General features: G+C 59.1%; 25 protein-coding genes. 18 read left to right on the top strand and 7 right to left on the bottom strand.

Annotated features, from left to right (window positions below):
- Positions 1–201: 201 nt before the first annotated feature.
- Positions 202–1,422, bottom strand: a complete 1,221-nt coding sequence (locus G3O01_RS11140; protein ID WP_205804674.1) for a hypothetical protein — start codon at positions 1,420–1,422, stop codon at positions 202–204.
- Between the two features lie 296 nt (positions 1,423–1,718).
- Here G3O01_RS11140 and G3O01_RS11135 point away from each other — a divergent pair, with 296 nt between their 5' ends.
- The 5 genes from G3O01_RS11135 (at position 1,719) to G3O01_RS11115 (ending at position 3,922) form a co-directional block, all read left to right on the top strand.
- A complete protein-coding gene (locus G3O01_RS11135) occupies positions 1,719–1,916 on the top strand; it encodes a hypothetical protein (protein WP_205804673.1) in 198 nt (65 codons plus the stop codon).
- 49 nt (positions 1,917–1,965) lie between these two features.
- Complete coding sequence (locus G3O01_RS11130) at positions 1,966–2,565, top strand: hypothetical protein (RefSeq protein WP_205804672.1); 600 nt, start codon at positions 1,966–1,968, stop codon at positions 2,563–2,565.
- A gap of 118 nt (positions 2,566–2,683) precedes the next feature.
- A complete protein-coding gene (locus G3O01_RS11125; protein WP_205804671.1) occupies positions 2,684–3,172 on the top strand; it encodes a hypothetical protein in 489 nt (162 codons plus the stop codon).
- Positions 3,173–3,520, top strand: a complete 348-nt coding sequence (locus G3O01_RS11120) for a hypothetical protein (protein WP_205804670.1) — start codon at positions 3,173–3,175, stop codon at positions 3,518–3,520.
- 69 nt (positions 3,521–3,589) lie between these two features.
- Complete coding sequence (locus G3O01_RS11115; protein ID WP_205804669.1) at positions 3,590–3,922, top strand: hypothetical protein; 333 nt, start codon at positions 3,590–3,592, stop codon at positions 3,920–3,922.
- Between the two features lie 50 nt (positions 3,923–3,972).
- On the opposite strand, the gene G3O01_RS11110 is transcribed toward G3O01_RS11115, so the two are convergent.
- Positions 3,973–4,389, bottom strand: coding sequence for a hypothetical protein (locus G3O01_RS11110; RefSeq protein ID WP_241023833.1), 417 nt, complete (start codon positions 4,387–4,389; stop codon positions 3,973–3,975).
- Positions 4,390–5,868: 1,479 nt separating this feature from the next.
- Between G3O01_RS11110 and flhD the strand changes: the two genes are divergently transcribed.
- Positions 5,869–6,195: a flagellar transcriptional regulator FlhD gene (gene flhD, locus G3O01_RS11105; protein ID WP_205804668.1), complete on the top strand. Its 327-nt coding sequence runs from the start codon at positions 5,869–5,871 to the stop codon at positions 6,193–6,195.
- Between the two features lie 82 nt (positions 6,196–6,277).
- Positions 6,278–6,562, top strand: a complete 285-nt coding sequence (locus G3O01_RS11100) for a hypothetical protein (RefSeq protein WP_205804667.1) — start codon at positions 6,278–6,280, stop codon at positions 6,560–6,562.
- Between the two features lie 52 nt (positions 6,563–6,614).
- On the opposite strand, the gene G3O01_RS11095 is transcribed toward G3O01_RS11100, so the two are convergent.
- Together G3O01_RS11095 and G3O01_RS11090 are read right to left on the bottom strand one after the other, a co-directional pair.
- Complete coding sequence (locus tag G3O01_RS11095; RefSeq protein WP_277403019.1) at positions 6,615–7,355, bottom strand: sigma-70 family RNA polymerase sigma factor; 741 nt, start codon at positions 7,353–7,355, stop codon at positions 6,615–6,617.
- Between the two features lie 152 nt (positions 7,356–7,507).
- Positions 7,508–7,867, bottom strand: coding sequence for a hypothetical protein (locus tag G3O01_RS11090; RefSeq protein ID WP_205804665.1), 360 nt, complete (start codon positions 7,865–7,867; stop codon positions 7,508–7,510).
- Positions 7,868–7,869: 2 nt separating this feature from the next.
- Between G3O01_RS11090 and G3O01_RS11085 the strand changes: the two genes are divergently transcribed.
- The 4 genes from G3O01_RS11085 (at position 7,870) to G3O01_RS11070 (ending at position 10,570) form a co-directional block, all read left to right on the top strand.
- Positions 7,870–8,268 (top strand): hypothetical protein, encoded by a 399-nt coding sequence (locus G3O01_RS11085; RefSeq protein ID WP_205804664.1) that lies wholly within the window; start codon positions 7,870–7,872, stop codon positions 8,266–8,268.
- Between the two features lie 591 nt (positions 8,269–8,859).
- Positions 8,860–9,339 carry a hypothetical protein gene (locus tag G3O01_RS11080; protein WP_205804663.1) on the top strand — a complete coding sequence of 160 codons (480 nt, stop codon included), beginning with the start codon at positions 8,860–8,862 and terminating at the stop codon, positions 9,337–9,339.
- A gap of 118 nt (positions 9,340–9,457) precedes the next feature.
- Positions 9,458–10,042, top strand: a complete 585-nt coding sequence (locus G3O01_RS11075) for a hypothetical protein (protein WP_205804662.1) — start codon at positions 9,458–9,460, stop codon at positions 10,040–10,042.
- A gap of 60 nt (positions 10,043–10,102) precedes the next feature.
- Positions 10,103–10,570 (top strand): hypothetical protein, encoded by a 468-nt coding sequence (locus tag G3O01_RS11070; RefSeq protein ID WP_205804661.1) that lies wholly within the window; start codon positions 10,103–10,105, stop codon positions 10,568–10,570.
- A gap of 29 nt (positions 10,571–10,599) precedes the next feature.
- On the opposite strand, the gene G3O01_RS11065 is transcribed toward G3O01_RS11070, so the two are convergent.
- The 3 genes from G3O01_RS11065 to G3O01_RS11055 form a co-directional block, all read right to left on the bottom strand.
- Positions 10,600–11,031 carry an FCD domain-containing protein gene (locus G3O01_RS11065; RefSeq protein WP_241023831.1) on the bottom strand — a complete coding sequence of 144 codons (432 nt, stop codon included), beginning with the start codon at positions 11,029–11,031 and terminating at the stop codon, positions 10,600–10,602.
- A 203-nt stretch (positions 11,032–11,234) separates the two neighbouring features.
- Positions 11,235–11,681, bottom strand: a complete 447-nt coding sequence (locus tag G3O01_RS11060; protein ID WP_205804660.1) for a hypothetical protein — start codon at positions 11,679–11,681, stop codon at positions 11,235–11,237.
- A 58-nt stretch (positions 11,682–11,739) separates the two neighbouring features.
- Positions 11,740–12,078, bottom strand: a complete 339-nt coding sequence (locus G3O01_RS11055; protein ID WP_205804659.1) for a hypothetical protein — start codon at positions 12,076–12,078, stop codon at positions 11,740–11,742.
- Between the two features lie 1,095 nt (positions 12,079–13,173).
- Between G3O01_RS11055 and G3O01_RS11050 the strand changes: the two genes are divergently transcribed.
- The 7 genes from G3O01_RS11050 to G3O01_RS11020 all read left to right on the top strand — a co-directional run bounded on the left by G3O01_RS11050 (position 13,174) and on the right by G3O01_RS11020 (position 18,449).
- Entirely contained in the window at positions 13,174–13,395 is a 222-nt protein-coding gene (locus G3O01_RS11050) for a hypothetical protein (RefSeq protein ID WP_205804658.1), read from the top strand.
- A 220-nt stretch (positions 13,396–13,615) separates the two neighbouring features.
- Complete coding sequence (locus G3O01_RS11045) at positions 13,616–14,554, top strand: hypothetical protein (RefSeq protein ID WP_205804657.1); 939 nt, start codon at positions 13,616–13,618, stop codon at positions 14,552–14,554.
- Positions 14,555–14,760: 206 nt separating this feature from the next.
- Positions 14,761–15,705 (top strand): hypothetical protein, encoded by a 945-nt coding sequence (locus tag G3O01_RS11040; RefSeq protein ID WP_205804656.1) that lies wholly within the window; start codon positions 14,761–14,763, stop codon positions 15,703–15,705.
- A 184-nt stretch (positions 15,706–15,889) separates the two neighbouring features.
- Complete coding sequence (locus G3O01_RS11035; RefSeq protein ID WP_205804655.1) at positions 15,890–16,210, top strand: hypothetical protein; 321 nt, start codon at positions 15,890–15,892, stop codon at positions 16,208–16,210.
- Positions 16,211–16,363: 153 nt separating this feature from the next.
- Entirely contained in the window at positions 16,364–16,993 is a 630-nt protein-coding gene (locus G3O01_RS11030) for a hypothetical protein (RefSeq protein WP_205804654.1), read from the top strand.
- Between the two features lie 243 nt (positions 16,994–17,236).
- Positions 17,237–17,704 (top strand): hypothetical protein, encoded by a 468-nt coding sequence (locus tag G3O01_RS45260; protein WP_241023829.1) that lies wholly within the window; start codon positions 17,237–17,239, stop codon positions 17,702–17,704.
- A gap of 370 nt (positions 17,705–18,074) precedes the next feature.
- Positions 18,075–18,449, top strand: coding sequence for a hypothetical protein (locus G3O01_RS11020; protein ID WP_205804653.1), 375 nt, complete (start codon positions 18,075–18,077; stop codon positions 18,447–18,449).
- Positions 18,450–18,535: the final 86 nt, after the last annotated feature.

The following is an 18,535-nucleotide window of genomic DNA, read 5'->3' as shown; positions in this document are numbered from 1 at the left end:
AATCTGACAGCGGATGGCTCGGTGCCACGATGCGGGTCCCTACAGTCATTGCGCATCAACCGGCCGCGTATCGAACAATTCCTTTCCCCGAAAATCTGCGAAGAACCAAAAAAAAGCCCGCACGCCCCTCGAAAGGGGTGCGCGGGCCGATCTCGCCTTCATATACCGCGGGAGTGAAAGGCTATATCTCCTACGGCATTTTCATTTACGGGCTTCGGATACCGCCCGTTCTCCTGCCATATAGCGCGACATCGCGGCCCATTCCAACGGGTTATTTTGTTGGATGAACGCGCGAGCAGCTTCGTGATGAGGCTTGTGGCCCTCCATCACGATCTTCCATGCGATGTCGTCGCTGACCAGGATGACATCAGCGCCAACCTCTGCGTGATCGTTCTTGCAGATCTGCCACGGACCGTTTGCGCTGCCGTCGCATTCGAAGACGCCCCACCCTTCCGCATGCGCGAGGTCATACATCTGCCCCGTCCACTCCTTCAAGCGGATCTTCTGGTGCAGGATCGGGTCACCAAGCTTGCGCATGGAACCCGAACAGTCGAGCCCGACAGGTTCGGGCGTGACCGTGTATCCCGCAGGATCGAGAACCGATACAGCGAAACAGTCATAGTCCCTGATCTGCGTGGAAGCGTTGTGAACCTCCAGCGCGAGCGTCGCGCGCTGGCCGAGACTCAGGTGCGAGACGTCGGCCGCAAACGTGATTTCGTAGAGCCCTTGCAAGCCATAGCGATCGTCGACGCGATTACCAGTCGTGAGTAAGACGTTCACGCGCAATGCCCGCGGACGGCCCTTCAGAAACCCCACATCGACCAGCTGCTGTGCGATCTCGCGATGGGCGGCCCGTCGCCGCGCTTCCTCGTCATCGCCCTCTGCGGCCGCCGCGAGACTGATGGCGTCCAGGTGCAGATCGTGATCGTCGAGAACAGCATAGGCGAGGTCGTTTATCGACAGGCCGCCCGCGTCATGAATGCAGACAGCATGTTCACGTAGCACCGATGCCACGTCGTCATGACACGCGAGGAACGCTGTGTTGTCACGCGCCAGCGCGAGAGACGATACGGGACGGCCGTTGCCCCTTTTCGTCGACGGCGTCAAAGGCACGCTCTTGTACAGGGAAATCTGGACCTCATCGCCCTCGATATCGAGGCAGAAGAAGGACTCCCCTGCCCACTTGCCGCTAGCGACTGCCCCTTCTGCAAGCTGCAGACCGCAACGTTGGCCTTCTCCGTCGATCCAGCTGAAGCTCGCGATCTGATTGTCCGGGTCGCCAGTTGCTTCGGACGTCTCCCAGCCATTCAACGCGGGCGAATCCGCGATCACGATGTCGGCGCTCCCCAGCAGGCGAAGAAACTCGACCACTTGGGGGTTTGCAACGGTAACGGTGGTGATCGGATTTTGTTGCAGATTCATCTTTTCTCTCCTGTTTCGCCACGTGGGCGGTTGAAAAACGGGAGAGTCGGCAACTCTTCGGGGGAACGCTCTTTGAACGTTCGCCGGAAGGGGCGAAGGGAGCGCGCGTAAATCGGTGCGGCCTATGAAGATTGAGTGCCGCTCGAAGCGGCTGGCGTGAGTATAGCTGCAGGGCGGCGGGAGCGGCAACCGCCCAAAGCATTCGCCGATCGTGGTGCGTCAACTGAATTCACTGGAGTTTTTGCCGATAAGGGGTGTGAGGCACATCGCGTGCCGCTTCCGGTCGGAGGAACCCAGTGACCAGTTATCAGGTTGGCGAGCTCAAATGCTTCAAACCAGACGACCCCGTCGTCGAAGGGCTACTGAACGCATATCAGCTCGCGCTGGAGATGTGGCGTCGCGACGACCGTAGCATCATTGGCGTGTGGACCAAGCAGGAAGACGGGTCCGAACTCGTCGCAATCGTGTACGAAAACGAGGTCTTCAGGAAATAAACGTGGCGACTGACGTACGAAAAGACTTCAGAGAACGGAGAAACAGACATTGACGTCCTTTGCAAACACCCATGAGCAGGCTCTGGCCGACGCTATCGCTGCGGTCGTGACGACTGGGCCGTATCGGAACACGGGCGTGCTTCATCTACGCTGGCTTGAGGGCGTTCGGGCAACCCACTGTCAGGTCTTGCTCTTCACCGACTCGGGGGAGATCGATCTCCTCTTGAGCCGGCTCTCATATCCGACGCACGTCGAAATGTGCGGCTGGCCCGCCAGGCCGCTGGACGAAAGGTATGCGTTCAGGGATGGACTTTTCCCCCAGAGTCGGCAAGAGCAGCCCGATCGCTTCTCAGACGAACCGAACCAGCGTGCTTCATGGCAGGCGCTTTCCGCCGCTGTCGAAGATGTCAGGGCGCTTGGCAATCTTCGTCACGTGACCGTCGCAGACCTCCGGGTCGATATGGAGGGGGAAATGGTCGACGTTCGGGCGATTATCTTCACCGAGACTGAAGGCTATGGTGATTACATCGCCATGCGTTTGCTGCAGCCATCGCGTGAAGAGATGGCAGTTTCCTCGCGACCAGCCCCCTCCCCGCTGCTTTCACACCACACTGGGTATGCGCTGCCTGCCGGCTGTCCGCAATTCTGAACGGGGGTTGTCCCCCGGTCGGGCGGTTGACGAGCGTTCGTGGTGGGTAAAATGGCGAGGAGTTCGCGCTTTCCGCGAATAGAACATAGATACTGGGCGGTTTTCGCCGTAGATAATCATGAGTGATGTATTCAAAAAGCCGCGCGTCGGCTATGTGTCTCAAGTGGCAATCGGCCTCTACCTTGCGATGGGTGCCTATCTCGGCATCGAAGCCAAGTCGGTCACCCCGTTCTTTTTCACCCTGCTGTTTGGTGTGTTCATGTCGCTGCCGTCGCTGGGCCTCGCCGGGATCCGTCGTGGGGGGCACTTTCGTCGGATCGGTATTGCGGCGATCGCGGTTTTCGCGGTCGTGATCCTATGGGCAGTAGCGGGCTTTGTGGAGCGCATGACTTTCCTGCACGCAAGCCGCTACCCGGAGTGGCTTTCGAGTGGTGATACCGGCGTTGTGAAGTCGGTGGACGACATCTTCCGCGTTGCGGAGCACGCTTGCGGTGTGCGTCGTGCGCAGCAGATCGTCGAAAAGGATGGTGGACAGATCGTTATGCGATGCGGAGATGGCACGTGGCCATTCGCCCGGACCTATGTCGCGCACTTGCAAGGACGTTGAATGAGCAGACTGAATAACATTGCGGCAAGGGTACTTCGTAACACGGGAATACCGATTGCCATGTTACTGGCCGGAGCGGGCTTCGGCGTCGCTGACCAGTTGAAGGAAGTGCCGGCGCAGTCATATAGCATCATCGCGGACAACTGGATTCATCTTCGTCCGGGTACGCAGCGACTGGTAGCGGACGAGATGGGTCGGCACGGGAAAATCATCCACTGGCACTACGTCGATCTCTTCGACGCAATCCTGCGCGACACGTCGGGATTTGTCATGCCGCCGGTTGATCAGGATCGGGATGCGGAGCGGGCCCGACTCGCGAGTCTTGTCCGGTCGTCGGCGCTGAAATGACGCGCTTGCACGGGCGAGCGCGCGCTGCATCATAGCGCCACAGGTACATCTGATTCCGGAACGACGCACATGCCGCGCGAACACACCCCTTTCCCCTATGCCCACACATCCGCTGACGCGGATGTGGTTGAATTGTCCGAGACGTCGACGGGCTGGTTATCAGCGATGCTTACTCCGCTCGGATTGCCGGAGACTGACACGGCCGCACGTCGAGCGTGGATGGTCCTCCGCGAGGAGATCGATTCACCACGCAACCTGCTCGAATTCCTGCTCGAGATCAATCAGGCTGTCGATTTCGCAAGTGCCGACGACGATGTCGCCGCCACCTATGCGTGGCGTATTCGGGAAGTCAAAGCTCGCCTGGACTACACGATCCCACTGCTGCGGTCCCGAATTAACTGAGCGGGTTGACCGCTGCCCGGCCGGTTGGTGACCGGTATCCAAGCATCGCGTCATGGCGTCGGTTTGCAACCGCGATTTCCATTGGCATCGGGCGTGAGGCACAGATCCTGGAGATTACGCTCGGTCTTGTGTGCAATCAGACCCGGGATCGCGGCGTAGCCGATCACGGGGCGCGGCACGCGAAATTCCCACTTCCCGTCCCCTGTTTGCCGGTACATCACGATATCAAGCAGATGCCTGTTCGCATATTCCTGCGATACGAGGCCCAGCTGGCCCGCTCGATACATGAGGAAGGAGCCGGTGTAGCTCTGTAAAAACAGGAGGTTCGTGACGACGCAGTAGCAAGCGGCCATCACGATCGCAGCACCTCCAATCGACCACCAGCCAGGGCGTCGAATGGAAGTTGCTGCGTGGGCGAATGTGTTCATGTTGGGCAGCAGACAGTTTGAAGAGATCGATGCTCGCATGCATGCGCATGCTTGAGGTTCCGCGTCGGCAGACTCAAGCGTGCGGCGGGGAAAAGTCCGGCGCGATGCACGGGCCGCGGAAAATCGAATCGTTGGGAATTGCGTCAAGGGGAATGGGCCGGTCGGCCTCAAACTCAGCTGCCGTCACAGGCGTGCCCATTCGCGTGTATGCCCGACACCCTGCGCCCGACAACCGGAGAAGGCGATCGTAAGTGCCAGGGCCCAGACGATAGAAGTTCGAACCCGGGCTTCGTCGCACCAGTGCTGCGCTATCCGCCAGAGGGTCTGCACGTACATCTGCTTCGTGCGACGCGATTCGCAACTGGGCGTAAATAGCCGCGAAATCGGGAATGAAATAGGCGTCGGTTACCGTGAGCGCGACCAACACGAAACCAAGTTGCCACCTGGATGCTGTGGATCCCTCTTTCCGGGTCCGACGCGTCACGAGTTGCCACAAGACCCGCAAGGTTGCGACGAACATCCATCCGGCAACCGCGTACATGCAAAACGTCCGCCACGTAGGACGCGACGGCGGTGTCCCCTGCGAGGAAAGCAGATCAGCGTGGCGCACCGTCACACGACCCTCGGCACCCGTCACGGTGAACGTACGCGCGAGCCAACTGCCTTCTAGGCGAACGTCCTGATACACGCAACTGTTGTCGAGCAGCTGGAAGGTGTCACCCGCGACATGCGGATGACAGAATGCAGGGTCGCTTACCTGAACGAATACATGCTCTGCTTCCCGTGTGTATGGCAGCGAGGCAATTGCTACGGCGAGCACCGCGATGCGCAGAATTATCGTTAAGGCCCTTTGCATTAGCCCACCCCCGGGTTGTTCGTATGGATCCGGGCTGCCCTTTTCAGCGGCCTTACCCGGACACCCAAGAGGATACAGGCAAATCCGCGCGACTCCTGCCGCGCGTGGGCTCGCTCACGCATACGCCGTTGTCAGTCCTCGCTGCTTCTGGGCGCCGGTTCAGCTCCGCCCGTTATTGTCGGGCGAACGCGTGCCTTGTCGATAACCTTTTGTGCGGCCACAGCATACCGCTGGAACGCCTCGGGATAGACGTCCCAGATCAGCTGAACCATGTCGAAGTCACGAGATTCCCCAACACGCTGACGTGGAGTCGGTCGGTGTGCTTCAGTTCCTGGGGGGTTGGTTCGATGCATCTTTCCTTTGTCTGTTTGGGCCAGAAGCGCCTCGGATTCCCGTCCAGCGATTGCAACTGACAGTCGTCCAACGCGCGACGAAGCGACGCTGCATACCCACACCGTTATCGGCGGCGCGCGCCGCTTTTTCAGTCACCAGAAAAAATCTTTGTTTCCTGCCTGAATTTTCCGGTTCGAATGCCGATAGGGTCCGGCGAAAGAAGCACGGACATCGACTTCCCTCATGAGCGTTTCGGGTCTGCGTTTAACGGCTTTCGGATCAGGCTCGCGCGCGGCTCTAAGGGAATTGCACTAAAGGATTGGATGGGCATGACGGGCACGGGAAACAGCACAGCAGATGAAATTCGGGAATTGAACCTTTCGTATCTACTGCTTGCGCAGCGGATGCTTCGCGAGGACAAAGCGATTGGCATGTTCCGCCTGGGGTTATCCGCCCAGGTTGCCGACATTCTCACGGATCTGACTCTCGCACAGACGGTCAAGCTCGCTGGATCAAACCAGGTTCTCTGTCGCTTCCGCTTTGACGATCACACCGTACTGGGCGGCCTAGCGGAGCGCGCCGCCAAGCGCCCGGCGATGGCCAGTACGCACTCGGCCATCGTCCTCGCTGGTCAACCTGTGGAGCAAATCGCCTGATTGTCCGCTTGCGTCGCGGCGTTACCGCGCGACACTGGGCTCATCGCCAACGAGGGAGTGATGAGTGATGACCCCAGAGCAGATGGAATTGCAGCAGTACCGGGCGCGGATGCAAAATCTCGCCGATTCCTGCGATTGCAGCAAGGCAAAGAGTCTTTATGAGGCGAAGGGTTCGAGACCAAAGACGGGCTGTCTGCCGCCGGTCTGGCGCAAAGCCAGGGTGATGAGCACGGGTGACAATGCCCTGCTCGTAGACAGAACCGAAATCCGGCATGGCCGCTTCGGGCGCTCATCGCGCACGCTGGTTCCGGCCGCCACCGTCGAAGAGGGTTGTAGCCTCGCGGACGCGTGGGTCGGCGGAATCTGAACTTGCCTGCAGTGAGGCGGTAACGTCGGAAACGATTGCGCGAGCGCGCAAACTATTGGGTGTCGAGGACCTGACGTTCGGCGAGGCGTGCGCGGATGTATCCGATTGCCTCGTCACGAAGCTGGCAAACACGCGACTGGCAGATGTCAAGCTTGTCTGCGATCGCGCGCAGGCCCTCGTCTTTCTCGTAGATTGACTTGAGGACTTCCTGTTCTCGCGCCGGTAACTCGGCGATGATGTCGACGATGTGCTGACGTGTGTCGCGCTCCTCAAGAAACTGGAGCGGAGAGAGTTCTGCCGAGGCCAACGTGCTGAGGAGGCTGGGCTCTTCGCCGTCGACCCAACTCCTGAAATCGGAGATCTGATCCAGTTCCATCACCCGCAGTCTTCTGATATCGGCAAGCGTGGACTGCAGTTCCTGAATCGGCTGATCGAGTTCTTGCGCCACTTCGCGCTCGCTTGCTTTGCGTCCAAGGCGGTGCTGGGTTTTCTGGATGGCCGCTTCGACCTTCGACTCTTCAGCACGCAGGCCGCGAGGTGCCCAATCCGTCTTGCGCAACTCGTCTTTCATTGCGCCGTTGATCCGTTGCGTGGCGTACGCCTCGAGCTCGCCGAGCGATTCGTCGTAGCGGGCGACAGACTCCAGTAGCGCCATGGTCGCGACCTGATACATGTCATCAAAGTCCACGTTCGCTGGCAACTTCCTCATGAATCGGGTTACCAACCGCTTTACCAGCGACGCGTGATCCCGAACTATCTGATTTGCATCAAAGCGACTCGACTGCAAGCACATCTGACACACCCCCGCTCTCTACGGATTTTTTGGCCTTCGTTACCTACTAGGTGACAAGCATCAAACTGGCACTTGTCATATTTTGTTAGACGAGAATTTACACCTGTGACCATTTGTAAGGCGAGAGGAAATGTTACAAGAAGGGAAAATATTTACAGAAATATCGCTAAAGTTTTTTGGAGGCGTGCCGTATGCAAACGTTTGCCTTCATAAAGGATGAAAAGTCGACCGAGCGGTGCCTCGACAAAATTGTTGCAAAAGTGATACGCATGCCCCATCGCGGTGCAGGCCTGTCGGGTGAGCATCAGGGTCACCATAGTTGTTGCGGCAACGTTCGGCACCCGAATATAATTTCTTCCACGCCGGCGGGTCCGGCAACACGGTCTCTTTTCTTCGGGTCCCACCCGTCCATTCGCTTCACGCTTTTGCAAAGTCGTCAGCAGTGCGAGACGCTTTTGCGCAGGCAAAGCACCCTTTTTCAACGCCTTTTCAAAGGCATCAAAGGGGCTCATGAATGGAACAAGCCAATTTCTTCGAGCACGTCGGCAGCAATACCGCAGATCTGCCCAATCTCCTCGGTCGCGAAACTCAACTCGAGACTTCCTCGATGATCGACTACGTCGTCGACGAACTGATGCATTTCTTCGCGCGCGAGCACGATCGACATGCGCTGGAAGCCGCGTTGATGTCCGCTGAGGTTCGCAACGATGTTGAGAAACGCGCTCAGTGGATGTTCGCAAACGACGGTGTGTTTCGTACGGAGTGCAGGAGCAAAAGAGGCTCGAGTTATCTGACGGGATTCATTCGCACGTGGCTTAGCGGCAAAGTCCGGGAGTGGTTTCCTGAGCTTCATCGAAAGTTGCCAGCGTCTTTCCGGGTCACTGGATTGCCGCTGAAAGGGCGAAACCAGTAATGAGAGCGTGTCGCGTGATTCGGTCTCGAAATCCCAGCTATTGAACATTCCGGTTTGGCAGTGAGATTCGAGCGCAGTTTGCCTCGGCCTTCTTTCAAGTCAGACCCAGAAAACCCGGGACCACCATCACTCGATGGTGGTCCTTTTTTTTCTGCCGCGACGACGCCAAGTTGAAAGCGCCTATCTTTCGCCGCACTTTCAATGAACCAGCCCAACGATGAGGCGGCGACAATCGAGGGGTCGAGACGGGCTCGCCGTGCGTGTCCCCTCCCGATTGCCGCCGCCGGCGACCGCATAGTCCAGACGCACACATCGAAATCATGGGCCGAGGCCAGAAACGCTATTCCCGTCATCGCCACACTACATCTCACGGCGGAGAGCAACACCATCACCACTACTACTATTACGGCCGTCGTGGTGGGTCGTGGCTCGGACGATTCTTCTTCCTTCGCTGGCTGCTGCGAATCGTTGTATCGGGGATCGCGCTCTATGTCGGTTTCCACTCCCTGCACAACTTCCTGCGATAGCTCTCCCGGCCCCCTATGGTCCGGCCGTGATGGTCCGCCGGGCGATCAAACGTGAGGTACACAGATGGCACTGTTTTCCCGCTCCAGAATGTCCGCGCCAGTACCGCGCTATGAAGTCCGTCGTCGAGGCTGGGGCAAAGCGCCCGGCCGCTTCGCCCCCGTAGCCTTAATCAGCCTTGCCTTCTGGGCATTGATCGCGCGGATTGCTCTTCGCGAAGGTCGCATTGTCGTCGTGACGGGCGGTGAAGACGCGGGACATTCCGTGATTTCCGCGCTGCTCCCGGGCCGATCCTATGGTCCGCCCGAAGTCGCAGACGAAGGGGCCGTTTCCATCGCTGAAGTCGTGCCCCGCGCAGGCCACTTCGCAATCGATGGTCCGCGGGACTTGCCTGAAGGACAGTTCTGGGATTTGCTCGAGGCCTGCGCGGACGAAGAGCGTTCGTTCAGCGTCCTCGCACGTGACGCAGAATGGGTGATGCCGATCGTCAGGCAATACGCTCGCCTGCCTGGCGGTCGCCCGATCTTCTGGTTGTCGCTGGTGTAACAAGGCGATGCCGGGTCGCTAGTCTCAGAGTCGATAGAATGCGCGTCAGGAGACGACTTGCCTTGCTCGAAACGGGGGGCAGAATCGTCGCAAACGGACTTTTTGCTTGAGTTTCCTTATGGCGAGCACGCGAGACAAGGTGATTGAAGGAACGGCCCAGGCCGAGGCCATCCTGCGGGAATTCGGCGCGAGCGGCCGCGGCTTCGGGGAAATGGTACGTGACCTCTCAGACCGCAATCTGATGCCCAAAGGGCTGGCGCGTCGCGCAATGTCGGCAAATCGGGTGCGTAACCGTGTCGTCCATGAAGCGGCGACACCCGACGACATCGAGCTTGACCAGTGGGCGTCCGGCGTCACTGCCCTCACCGACTGGTTGAACAAGCAGCGTCGAGCATCAGCCGAACCACCATCGCCCGAGCACACAGCGCGCGCCAAAGTATCGCCGCACCCGCGCGAGGGCGCCGGCCGGTTGCGTGTCTTCGCGCGGGTTCAACCGTGGATGGTTATCTCCGCGTGTGTGATCACCGTCGGATCCATCGGATCTGCCTGGCACTACGGCACAACGCTTATTGGCAACCCGACACAATCGACGCAACAGACCGCGAACCCCTTTGAATCCCGGGCCGATGATCACGATGCCGAGCCGCCCGCACCCGCGGTCAAGCGTAACCGGCGCCACAGTCACCCCGCTCAAGGGGCCTGACGGTAATCCGCTGGCGTATTGCGGGACGCCCCCTTCGATATTTTCACGATTCGCACCTTCATGACTCGACTTCGCGCAGCAAAACGACCGCTTCGTTCTCCCTCGGCCACGTTCTCGGCCCTCGCGCAGAATTTGCCGCTGGAGACGTCGGACGTGCTCAATTACTCGTTGAAGCCGTGGGTTGCCCTTCACGCGTTGAGCGGAACACGCGGCACCCGTCACACGTTTTATGGACTGGCGCGTGCGATCGCCCTGTCAGGGGCACTGTATGACCTGGGCCTCGAGGCGGATGAGACAGTAGTAGTGAAAACTGGCGCGGTGGCCTTGCACGCTGTGTACCGCGATGCCGCAGCAAAACAGGTCTGGGCGATTCCACTTGACGTCGAGCCGATGCTGGTGCGAGCGCTTGAAGTTTACGACCGCCAGCTCTCGTCTGCGTCGCGCGGGCAGATGCAAGCGGCGCTTGATTTCGTAGACAACCGCAGCGTATCGAGGCTTGAGCCCAAGGCTTTGAAGAAGGCGGCCTGAAGCCGCGCTCGAAGCTGCGCCAACGTTGTTCAGGCCGCAGCAGCGGTTATTGCCTCGATGTTCGGAAGGCTTATCGAAAATTCGATCACCGCCCCTGATGCCGCTTCCGCGCTCTTCACATCGCGTCGCTCGATCACATCGACGACGCACGAATGCAGGCGCATCATTTCCTCCCAGGCACTATGCGGCGCGTCGACTAGAGGCCTAAAGGTCGAGATTGCGCCTCGAATAGCGCTGCCCATCTGCTGGAAAATCTGATTACCACCTGTGATCGCGATGCGCGAATACAGCACTTCTTCGGCGGCGAGCCAGCCGGATCCTTGAGCGGAACATCGCCTGAAGGCGTCGTGTGCTTCGCGGATCGCCACGACGTCCGAGGCTTTGCCGCGAGCCGCAGCCAGCGCTGCGGCCCGCGGTTCGACCACAACACGCAGCTCGAGCAAGTCGCTCAGGAAGCTCATATCGGGTTCGGCGTTGTACCCGCGGCAGCAACGCGCCGTATTGCCCCTTGACGATCCTCGTCGCGAGACCATCCGTGACTTTGCCGACCAGGGACCGCTCGTTACCGCTTTTCTTTACCATCGCGAGCCTGCATTGTGTCCCGCCATTCAGGCGTTCTGATCAAGGCTCCTGGGCGGAGCCGGCGCCCGTAGTCGACAAGTAGTCACGACCGCGCGATAAACTCCACAGGCGGCATCAACCGTCTCGCGCGTTTGATCGTCCACGCCATCTCAAAGACGATCGCGCAGAGCAACGAGGCTGCGAGAAACGAGAGCAGGTTCGAAGTAAGCACGGCTTCGATGTGTGCGATGTATTGCAGTGCCGATGTGTGCGTGAGGAGATCAAGCGTATGCTCGCGCACGCCGCGCGTGTCCGAGTTGATCTGCAGGATCGTTGCGAGAAACACGCTCCCGAGTGCGGCAAGCGTCGCCGCAAATAACGTCAGCGCCGTCAGCATTACGGTGTGACAAACGAATGTGGCGATGCGTCCACCGCGGCCGCGGTGTCCGAAGTACCAGCGTAAGGCAAGCGTGGTCTGTTCGAACTGGTGCTTTCCCGCTGCGCGTTCGACCCCGCGCCCGCCCATCTGATTTGCGATATTTGTGCTCATTGCACGGTCCCATCTGGATGTGAAAACAATTTCTGCCAGCGTGTCAGCTGGCGGGGAGTCATTCGAACAACTGTTGCACCTCGTCCTGAACGGCGTTCAAGATCGCCTTGATTGCACCTGAGAAGCGGTCGCCGACTGTCGAGACGATCGAGGCGTTCTCCCCAAACGATGAAGCTGGCACGGGCTTCATCACGGGTCGCCATGTGCCTTTCGGACCGCAGACCAGCACTCCGTTGAACTCATAGTTCGTCGTCGCGCCGATCGGGCTGCAAGTGCCACCGACCGTCTGCGCGCTCGTCGCCACCGGGTAGATCACGCAGGCGAGCGCGATCGCGACCGGGGCAAGCGCGCGGCGTCCGAGACGGCCATCCCTGATAATTCCGCTTTCAATGTCCATGCTGATAGGAACCAGTCCGTTAGTTCGTCGGATCACGGGCGCAGGGCCGTTCCGAAGATCGCAACAAAAACTACTGCTATGACCAGGGCGCTAATGCCTGCTACATGCACCACCAGCCGCGCTGTGTTGCGGGCCTTCACTTTTCGCAGCCACAAGACCGCAGGGTTATCCGGTATGCAATGACCTTCCTCCGGGCTCTTGTGGAGAGGACCTGATCGGAGCAAGGTGTCTGCCGTTCTCGATTCGTGGTTCATCAAAGAATAGCCCAGCCTCCATCAGGGTTGAGTGGTTCCGGACGCGGGTGTCGCCCACCTTCCGGACGGTCCACACCGATGAGTAATCGACAATCTTGCAGTCGAGAATCTCATCCCAGTGTTTCCAGTAGGCGCACCAGTGAAATTTCCCGATCAGCTCCGGGCGCGCATCCTGATACCTGTTCCGCAACTGTTTTCTTGCCATACCGTCCTGGGGGCCAGACGTTCAGAGCGACACCGGGTGACCGGTGACCTTTATGAATGAGCGGATTCTGAATGACTCGGGGCGGTCATCCGTCCAGAAAGGTGCCAGGAAAAGCTCAACATTCACCCTTGCGAGAAATGACGTTTCATACGCAGCGGGTGTTCGACTATTAGGACTTTTGATACCCTCTGCACACGGCTCTGCATTGATTTTGTTGGGAAGTTTGATTTGGGTCGTCGCTTTTTGAGACCATGAGGTAGCAGCGTATGGGCCGAAAAAAAAGCCGCTGACGTTGTTGTCAGCGGCTCAAACATCGAGGCCGAAGCATACCTGGTACACTCCGTCGGTTCGCGATGCACAGACGCTCTTGCTCGGGGAAGCAACGCGCCAGTTGCACTGCGGAATCAATTGTGGCGGCAATCTCTCACCGTGTGCGCTCGAAAGACAGTAGGTCGAGGGGCGACAATCGCGATTTGCATTTCGGATCTCCCTTGGGACAATCGCCTCAAGGTAACCGCACTTTCAACAATCATGCGCTCGAGTCCCGCCCCGATCTCGCCCCGCTCCACTCCTGCAGCAGTCGCGAAAATTCGCATAAGTTGCGATCGCGACGCGTCCGGTGACTACGACGTCCTAGTGGAAGGCGAGATGCGCTTCCGGATGGAGATGGACAAGCAATGGCCAAATTTCTGGTCGCTCTACCATTGGGCCGATGGTCAGCGCTGCCATACGCCCCTCGCAACCGAGATTTCGCACTGGGATCTGGTGGCGCTTGTTGAAACTGGACAGGTCAAGCCAGTCGCCTTCGACGCAGCCAAGGCTGTCATAACGGCAACGTGCGCCACTGCGGCGCCGTAAGCGTCGACACTCATACGCCCACCTCAGGCCGTTGCCGTCGGGCGCCGATCCGCTTACAATCGGACCCAGCCGTTTAGATCGGCATCTACTTCCCGCGCACTCGCGCGCAGATACAGTTCGAGCGCACCAAGAGCGTTCTGATGAAGAATGACACTTCATCCGAGCGTTACTGCTCCTCCTTTTCAAACCGTCCGTACACGGACAAAAAGGAGAAACGCGCATGAACAAGGCAATCCCCACTCTTCCGGTCATCCAGCTTCCGTTGTCGGTGGTTTCGACATTGATCGCTATGGCGTCGCAACACGTCGAAGATATCGAGACGGGTATCGAGGACAAGATCTACAGCACCGCAGATAACGTGGATCTTCCGGAGAAAAAGAACGCGCTCGAACATGCCGAACAGGCAGTTCAACGGGCCAGCACGGCTGACACCACCAGTTCGAGCACGGATCCGGTCGAGGTTCGTTTCAATGGACACCTCAGTGACGTCATCGACGGGCTTACCGAGTACTACCGCCATCTCCCCGCCTGCAAAGCCGCGCTCGCAATGGCTGTGCGCAGCACCTACCGAGATACGGGTAACGCTCAGGCTGACTACACGGCGTTACGCGATCAGGTTGAGATGGCGTACAAGTCGCTAGCCGACGGGGCCGTGCTCGGTTTCGACAAGGACGGCACTGTGCTTCAGTGGAATGCGCCTGACCAGACCACGTACAACAGCGGCGAGAATCTTGACGAATACGGGATTCACAACCTCCGTGAAGAAGAACTCGCGCTGGTTCACGTGAGCGTTGATACATGGCAACAGGCTGTAAGGGCGCACAACGGGGCGACGACAGCAACGCACGCGTTGCCGGCGGTGGTCGAGGGTAAGCAACGTGTCACGGTCGAGGCGCTCGACCTGATGATCAGGGAGACCATCACGGTCTTCGTGGTGGCCTGGTTGGACGAGAACGGCGGTGGCTTCGATTACGCTCGTTCGAAGAATGAGGCCGATGCGTTGACTGCCACGGGACTCAGAGCGCCGGCCGGCGCAATCCTGTACGAGTTCGAAGTCTCGATGCCGTTCGGCTCGGACATCCGCCAACGCATCGCCGATGCTTTCTACGACCATCTCGTGTCGCAGGAAGAGAATCGCAAGGCAATCGTCGGCGGCTAGTCGTTCGCGGCTGCAATGCGCGCGCGACCCAGCATCGCGGCAGTGATGCTTCCCGCAACCCCTCAGAAAGACAGAGCCCGCGTCTGCCCAGACGCGGGGCTCGCTCACCGCTCCGGGAAGTGCGCCATTCGGCGGCGCTCTTCCCAAAGCGATGCCCTTCTCTTTTCAACCAGTCTCGGTTCGAGGCAACGACAGGAGAGAAGTTTATGAACACAATCAGCATGAATCCGACGAAGCGTTCGATCGCCGCACTTCAGACCTTTTTTGGCGAGGAGATCCGCGACTTCAACCGCGAATGGCACGCGCGAGACCTGCGGAGCGGCTACACGAACCTTTCCGACTACTGGGAATGGGTTGCTTACCAGATTGAAGCAGGACGTCAGAGCATCGACGAGGTGATCCGGTTCGCAATGAACATGATCTACGTGAATGTGCGCCCGCTGTCGACGAAGCCCGAGAGTGCGGAAGACGAAGATGCCGTCGGGTTCTACAACGTCGCGTTCGGCAAGAACGTTGCCGGGTTCAGCCGAGCTAAGCGCGCGGCGATCGCACTCGACATCTTTGCCGCCCGGCAGGGAATCGAGTCTGTCGACGATTTCGAGATCGTTGCTGTCGACGGCGCTGGTCACTACATCGTCCCGGACGACAAGCACGAAGATGGAAGCTGTGGTGACTTCGGTACCGTCGAACTGGTCGGCGCCGCAATCAGGGTTACACCGTGGGCTCCAACTCTCCACGTCCAAGCGGTGGGCGCGACGTCGGCATGCGTTACCCTCTCCCCGCAATTCATCAACCGTTTGCGAGCGCTGCGGGCCGTCTGCCAGGAGCAGGATCTTGCAACCGTTCGCGCGTTCCTCGCGCCCAGCGCATGGAAATCCGAAGAAAGCCGGTGCCCCGATGTTGTGGCCATCGACATCAGTAAGGATGACGTCTGGTTCAATGCCACGCAGGGCGACTCGACGGTTGCGACCCGTGCCGTTCCTCTCGAGACGCTCTTCGATATCCTGGAAGAGCCGGCGTTCAACACGGAAAAGCTTCCGTCATTTTGCTGGAACGAGGGTGTGCTGTATTTCCACACCGTCAGCGCCCGGGGAATGATCGATCGGATCGCCGACGCTGAAGAAAGCAGTCGCGACGAACGACGTCGTTGACGTAAAGCAGATCCCGCGCCGCCTTACGTAATGTGAGCGGCGCGGATCTTCTGCGACTGGGCAAAGGAACACATCGAAACACACAGACAGTCGTACTGGACCACGTTGCGTGAGCGCATCCGCTGACGCAAGTTGTTCTGTTAGGCCTTTTTATCGCCGCGTTTGCGGCAATCAAGGAGGCAAGATGTCGAATAATCAGCAAAGCCGACCAGTTGACTCTGCGCTGGCAAACGTCCCGCGGGTGGTCCAGGAACACGTCGGCTGGATACTCAACCGGCTTCGGGATCATGAGTTTGCGCTGAGTGGTGTCGAGCGGGCTCGTGGCAAGGGACATATTCTCGCGCTCGAGTTGCGAGACCGCCAGGCGAAAATCGAGCAGCATCGGGAACAGCTGGAAGAGTTCCGGCAGCTCGCGGCGCAGAACGGCGTCGACGCAGACGCAGCCATCGCAGAACTGGGTGGTCAGCCCGATTTTTCCCGGTTCGGCAAGCCAGCGACCCATTAAATCGCATTTGAGCAGTGCGCCGCGGCAGTTACGCGCGGCCACTGTCTCCCCTGCTTTTGGGTCACCGCTTCTGTGAGCGGCGCCCCAAGCGCAGTGCGGCGCCACCTCCTTCTATACCCCGCCGTAACGACGGCAACAACGAAGGAGAAGCATATGAACGGGAACATCGAGAAACACGAAGAAACGAACGAGCCTGGTAACGGTGACAAACCCACCTCAGGCACACCGAAGCTGACGGAGGACCTGCATTACCGCGACTTTGTCATCCGGCAACAAACCGATACCGTGTGCCTCATCTTCAACCGGAATGGCAACAGGGTTGGCAAAGTTTCATCGCCTCCCCTTGCAGAACAGTGGGTCGATGTCTACCTGTCCGGGGAAGAGGATCCGAATAACCCGAATCCCAAGGCGCCAGGAGACAGGAAGTTTTACCTCGGACTCTTCATCGTCATGCGCGACTATGGCGTGTTCTTTGTCGTCGATGACGACGACGACAGTCTCGCACAGGTGTCATCGCTGAAATCGGCGGAACAGTGGGTGGACGATTATTGGGATGAGCAATATGCTGGCGTCACCGTCAAGGAAGCGATAGACGCGGATCTTTGGGACGGCCTTCATCCGGAGATCGCAGCGATTGGCGCAACTTCGGCGGTAGGTCTGGCGGCCGTTCAACTCCTCAACAGCGTCGCGCTTACGCTTCGGATCCCCGATCTGGAGCCGAGCATCCGGGAGATTTTGATCACGGAAGCGCTTCACCAGTGCCGGGTCTGGTACTTCGGCTAAACGCCATACCCATAGAACGAGTCGGTTCGTGCTGCACGCGTGGGTCTCTTGACAGGGACTCACGCGTCTCGCGGATCGCAGCGCAATTTGCAATCGCGCACCTTGTCCGGGCGCTGTCGCACCATCGTCCCTTAAAACGATCTCCCTGTTGATCCTTCCATGTGCGTTTCCTCAGAGCGCCCATCGAAGCGTCCACCCCTCCATTTCAAACGCCGCGTAGCGGCATGATCTTCGGAGGCTTCATTGAATCAACATCAACAATCGCAACCACGTTTCGCACCGGCAGCTGACTGGATTCCCCAGTATTCACGCTGGCGGCACGGTGGCTGGTACGTCAACAACGTCCGCTATCCGTCAGGAGCCTGCGGCGTCGTCAGCAACAATTATCCGGACCGAAAGTGGCGTATCGCCTGCGACAAGCGCAGGGTCGCGATCGGTGAGGCCGGCGATTTCACGTTCGTGTCCCGGGATGCGGCAGCTCGCGCCGAGTACGAACTCGCCGAGGAAGAGCACGCACGCGTGCCTGCGTGGATCCGGGACATTGGCGACGTCAAGTTGAAATACTCGGCGCACCATCTGATCCGCTGTATCGACAAGGATCCGCAACGCAGTCTCGCCGAACTGGTTCAAGGCGTATTGTGCATCCGCCCTGTGGATGGCAAGCGGCTGGAGGAGATCGGCACTCGCTACCTGGCAGAGCGGTTTCTGTGAGAGGACGCTACCGATGACGGGCGCGAGGCTTGTGATCCCGGTTCCGCGGCGGCGGACGACAGTTCCGGTGTCCGTCGTGCGGCCGATTCAAGAGATGCAGGAAGCACGTGGCGGCAACTATCACTAACCGAAACGGAAACAACGGCAGTCGGGGGCAACCTGACACCAACTGCCGTCTGATTCAAGGCAAGCGCATCGACACCCGTTCAACGGAGCCGATGCGCGCCTGACCAACTGACCAGGCTCTTGAGTCGCATCCTTTCCATCCGCGCTAGCGTAATCGCTCACTACCTGCGAGCGAGTTACTCAAGCATTGGATGTGTCGCTATGGCTTTTAACGTCCCACCGGACAACAACCATAGGATCGAAAATGAATACGAATAGCTGCCCCTGCGGGACATCCACCGAGTCAGGTGCGATGCTTTATCACGTATCCGTCGATGCGGTCGGAGATGACGGCATTGTTGTCGCACTCGGCTCGACGGTAGTCTCAGCAAAGGATCAACAGGGCGCCCATGACCTCGCGAAGATGCAGCTATGGCATCACGGGCTGGATATCACCTACCATCGGCCGCACTTTACGACCGTACTTCTGGGTTGCAACGCACAGCGAGAGGCGGCTCGGGAAGAATACCTCGCTGTCTGCGAAAACTTCAGTGTGGCGCCCACACCCTATGAGGCGTGGCTCACCGGCTGGTATATGCGACGTCTGAACAGCGAGCAAGTGGCAGTCACCCCGGCCTGACCTGTCACCCGTTGGGACGGCCCACAGGCCGTTCCGCGGGCTGTAAAGCTCCCACCCGCCATTCGAAGCATAGGTCTCCCTTCCGC

It is taken from the genome of Burkholderia sp. Ac-20365 (assembly GCF_017104715.1).
Taxonomy (GTDB): Bacteria; Pseudomonadota; Gammaproteobacteria; order Burkholderiales; family Burkholderiaceae; genus Paraburkholderia.
The sequence above is the reverse complement of the archived record's forward strand: the minus strand, read 5'-3'. Positions and strand labels throughout refer to the sequence as shown.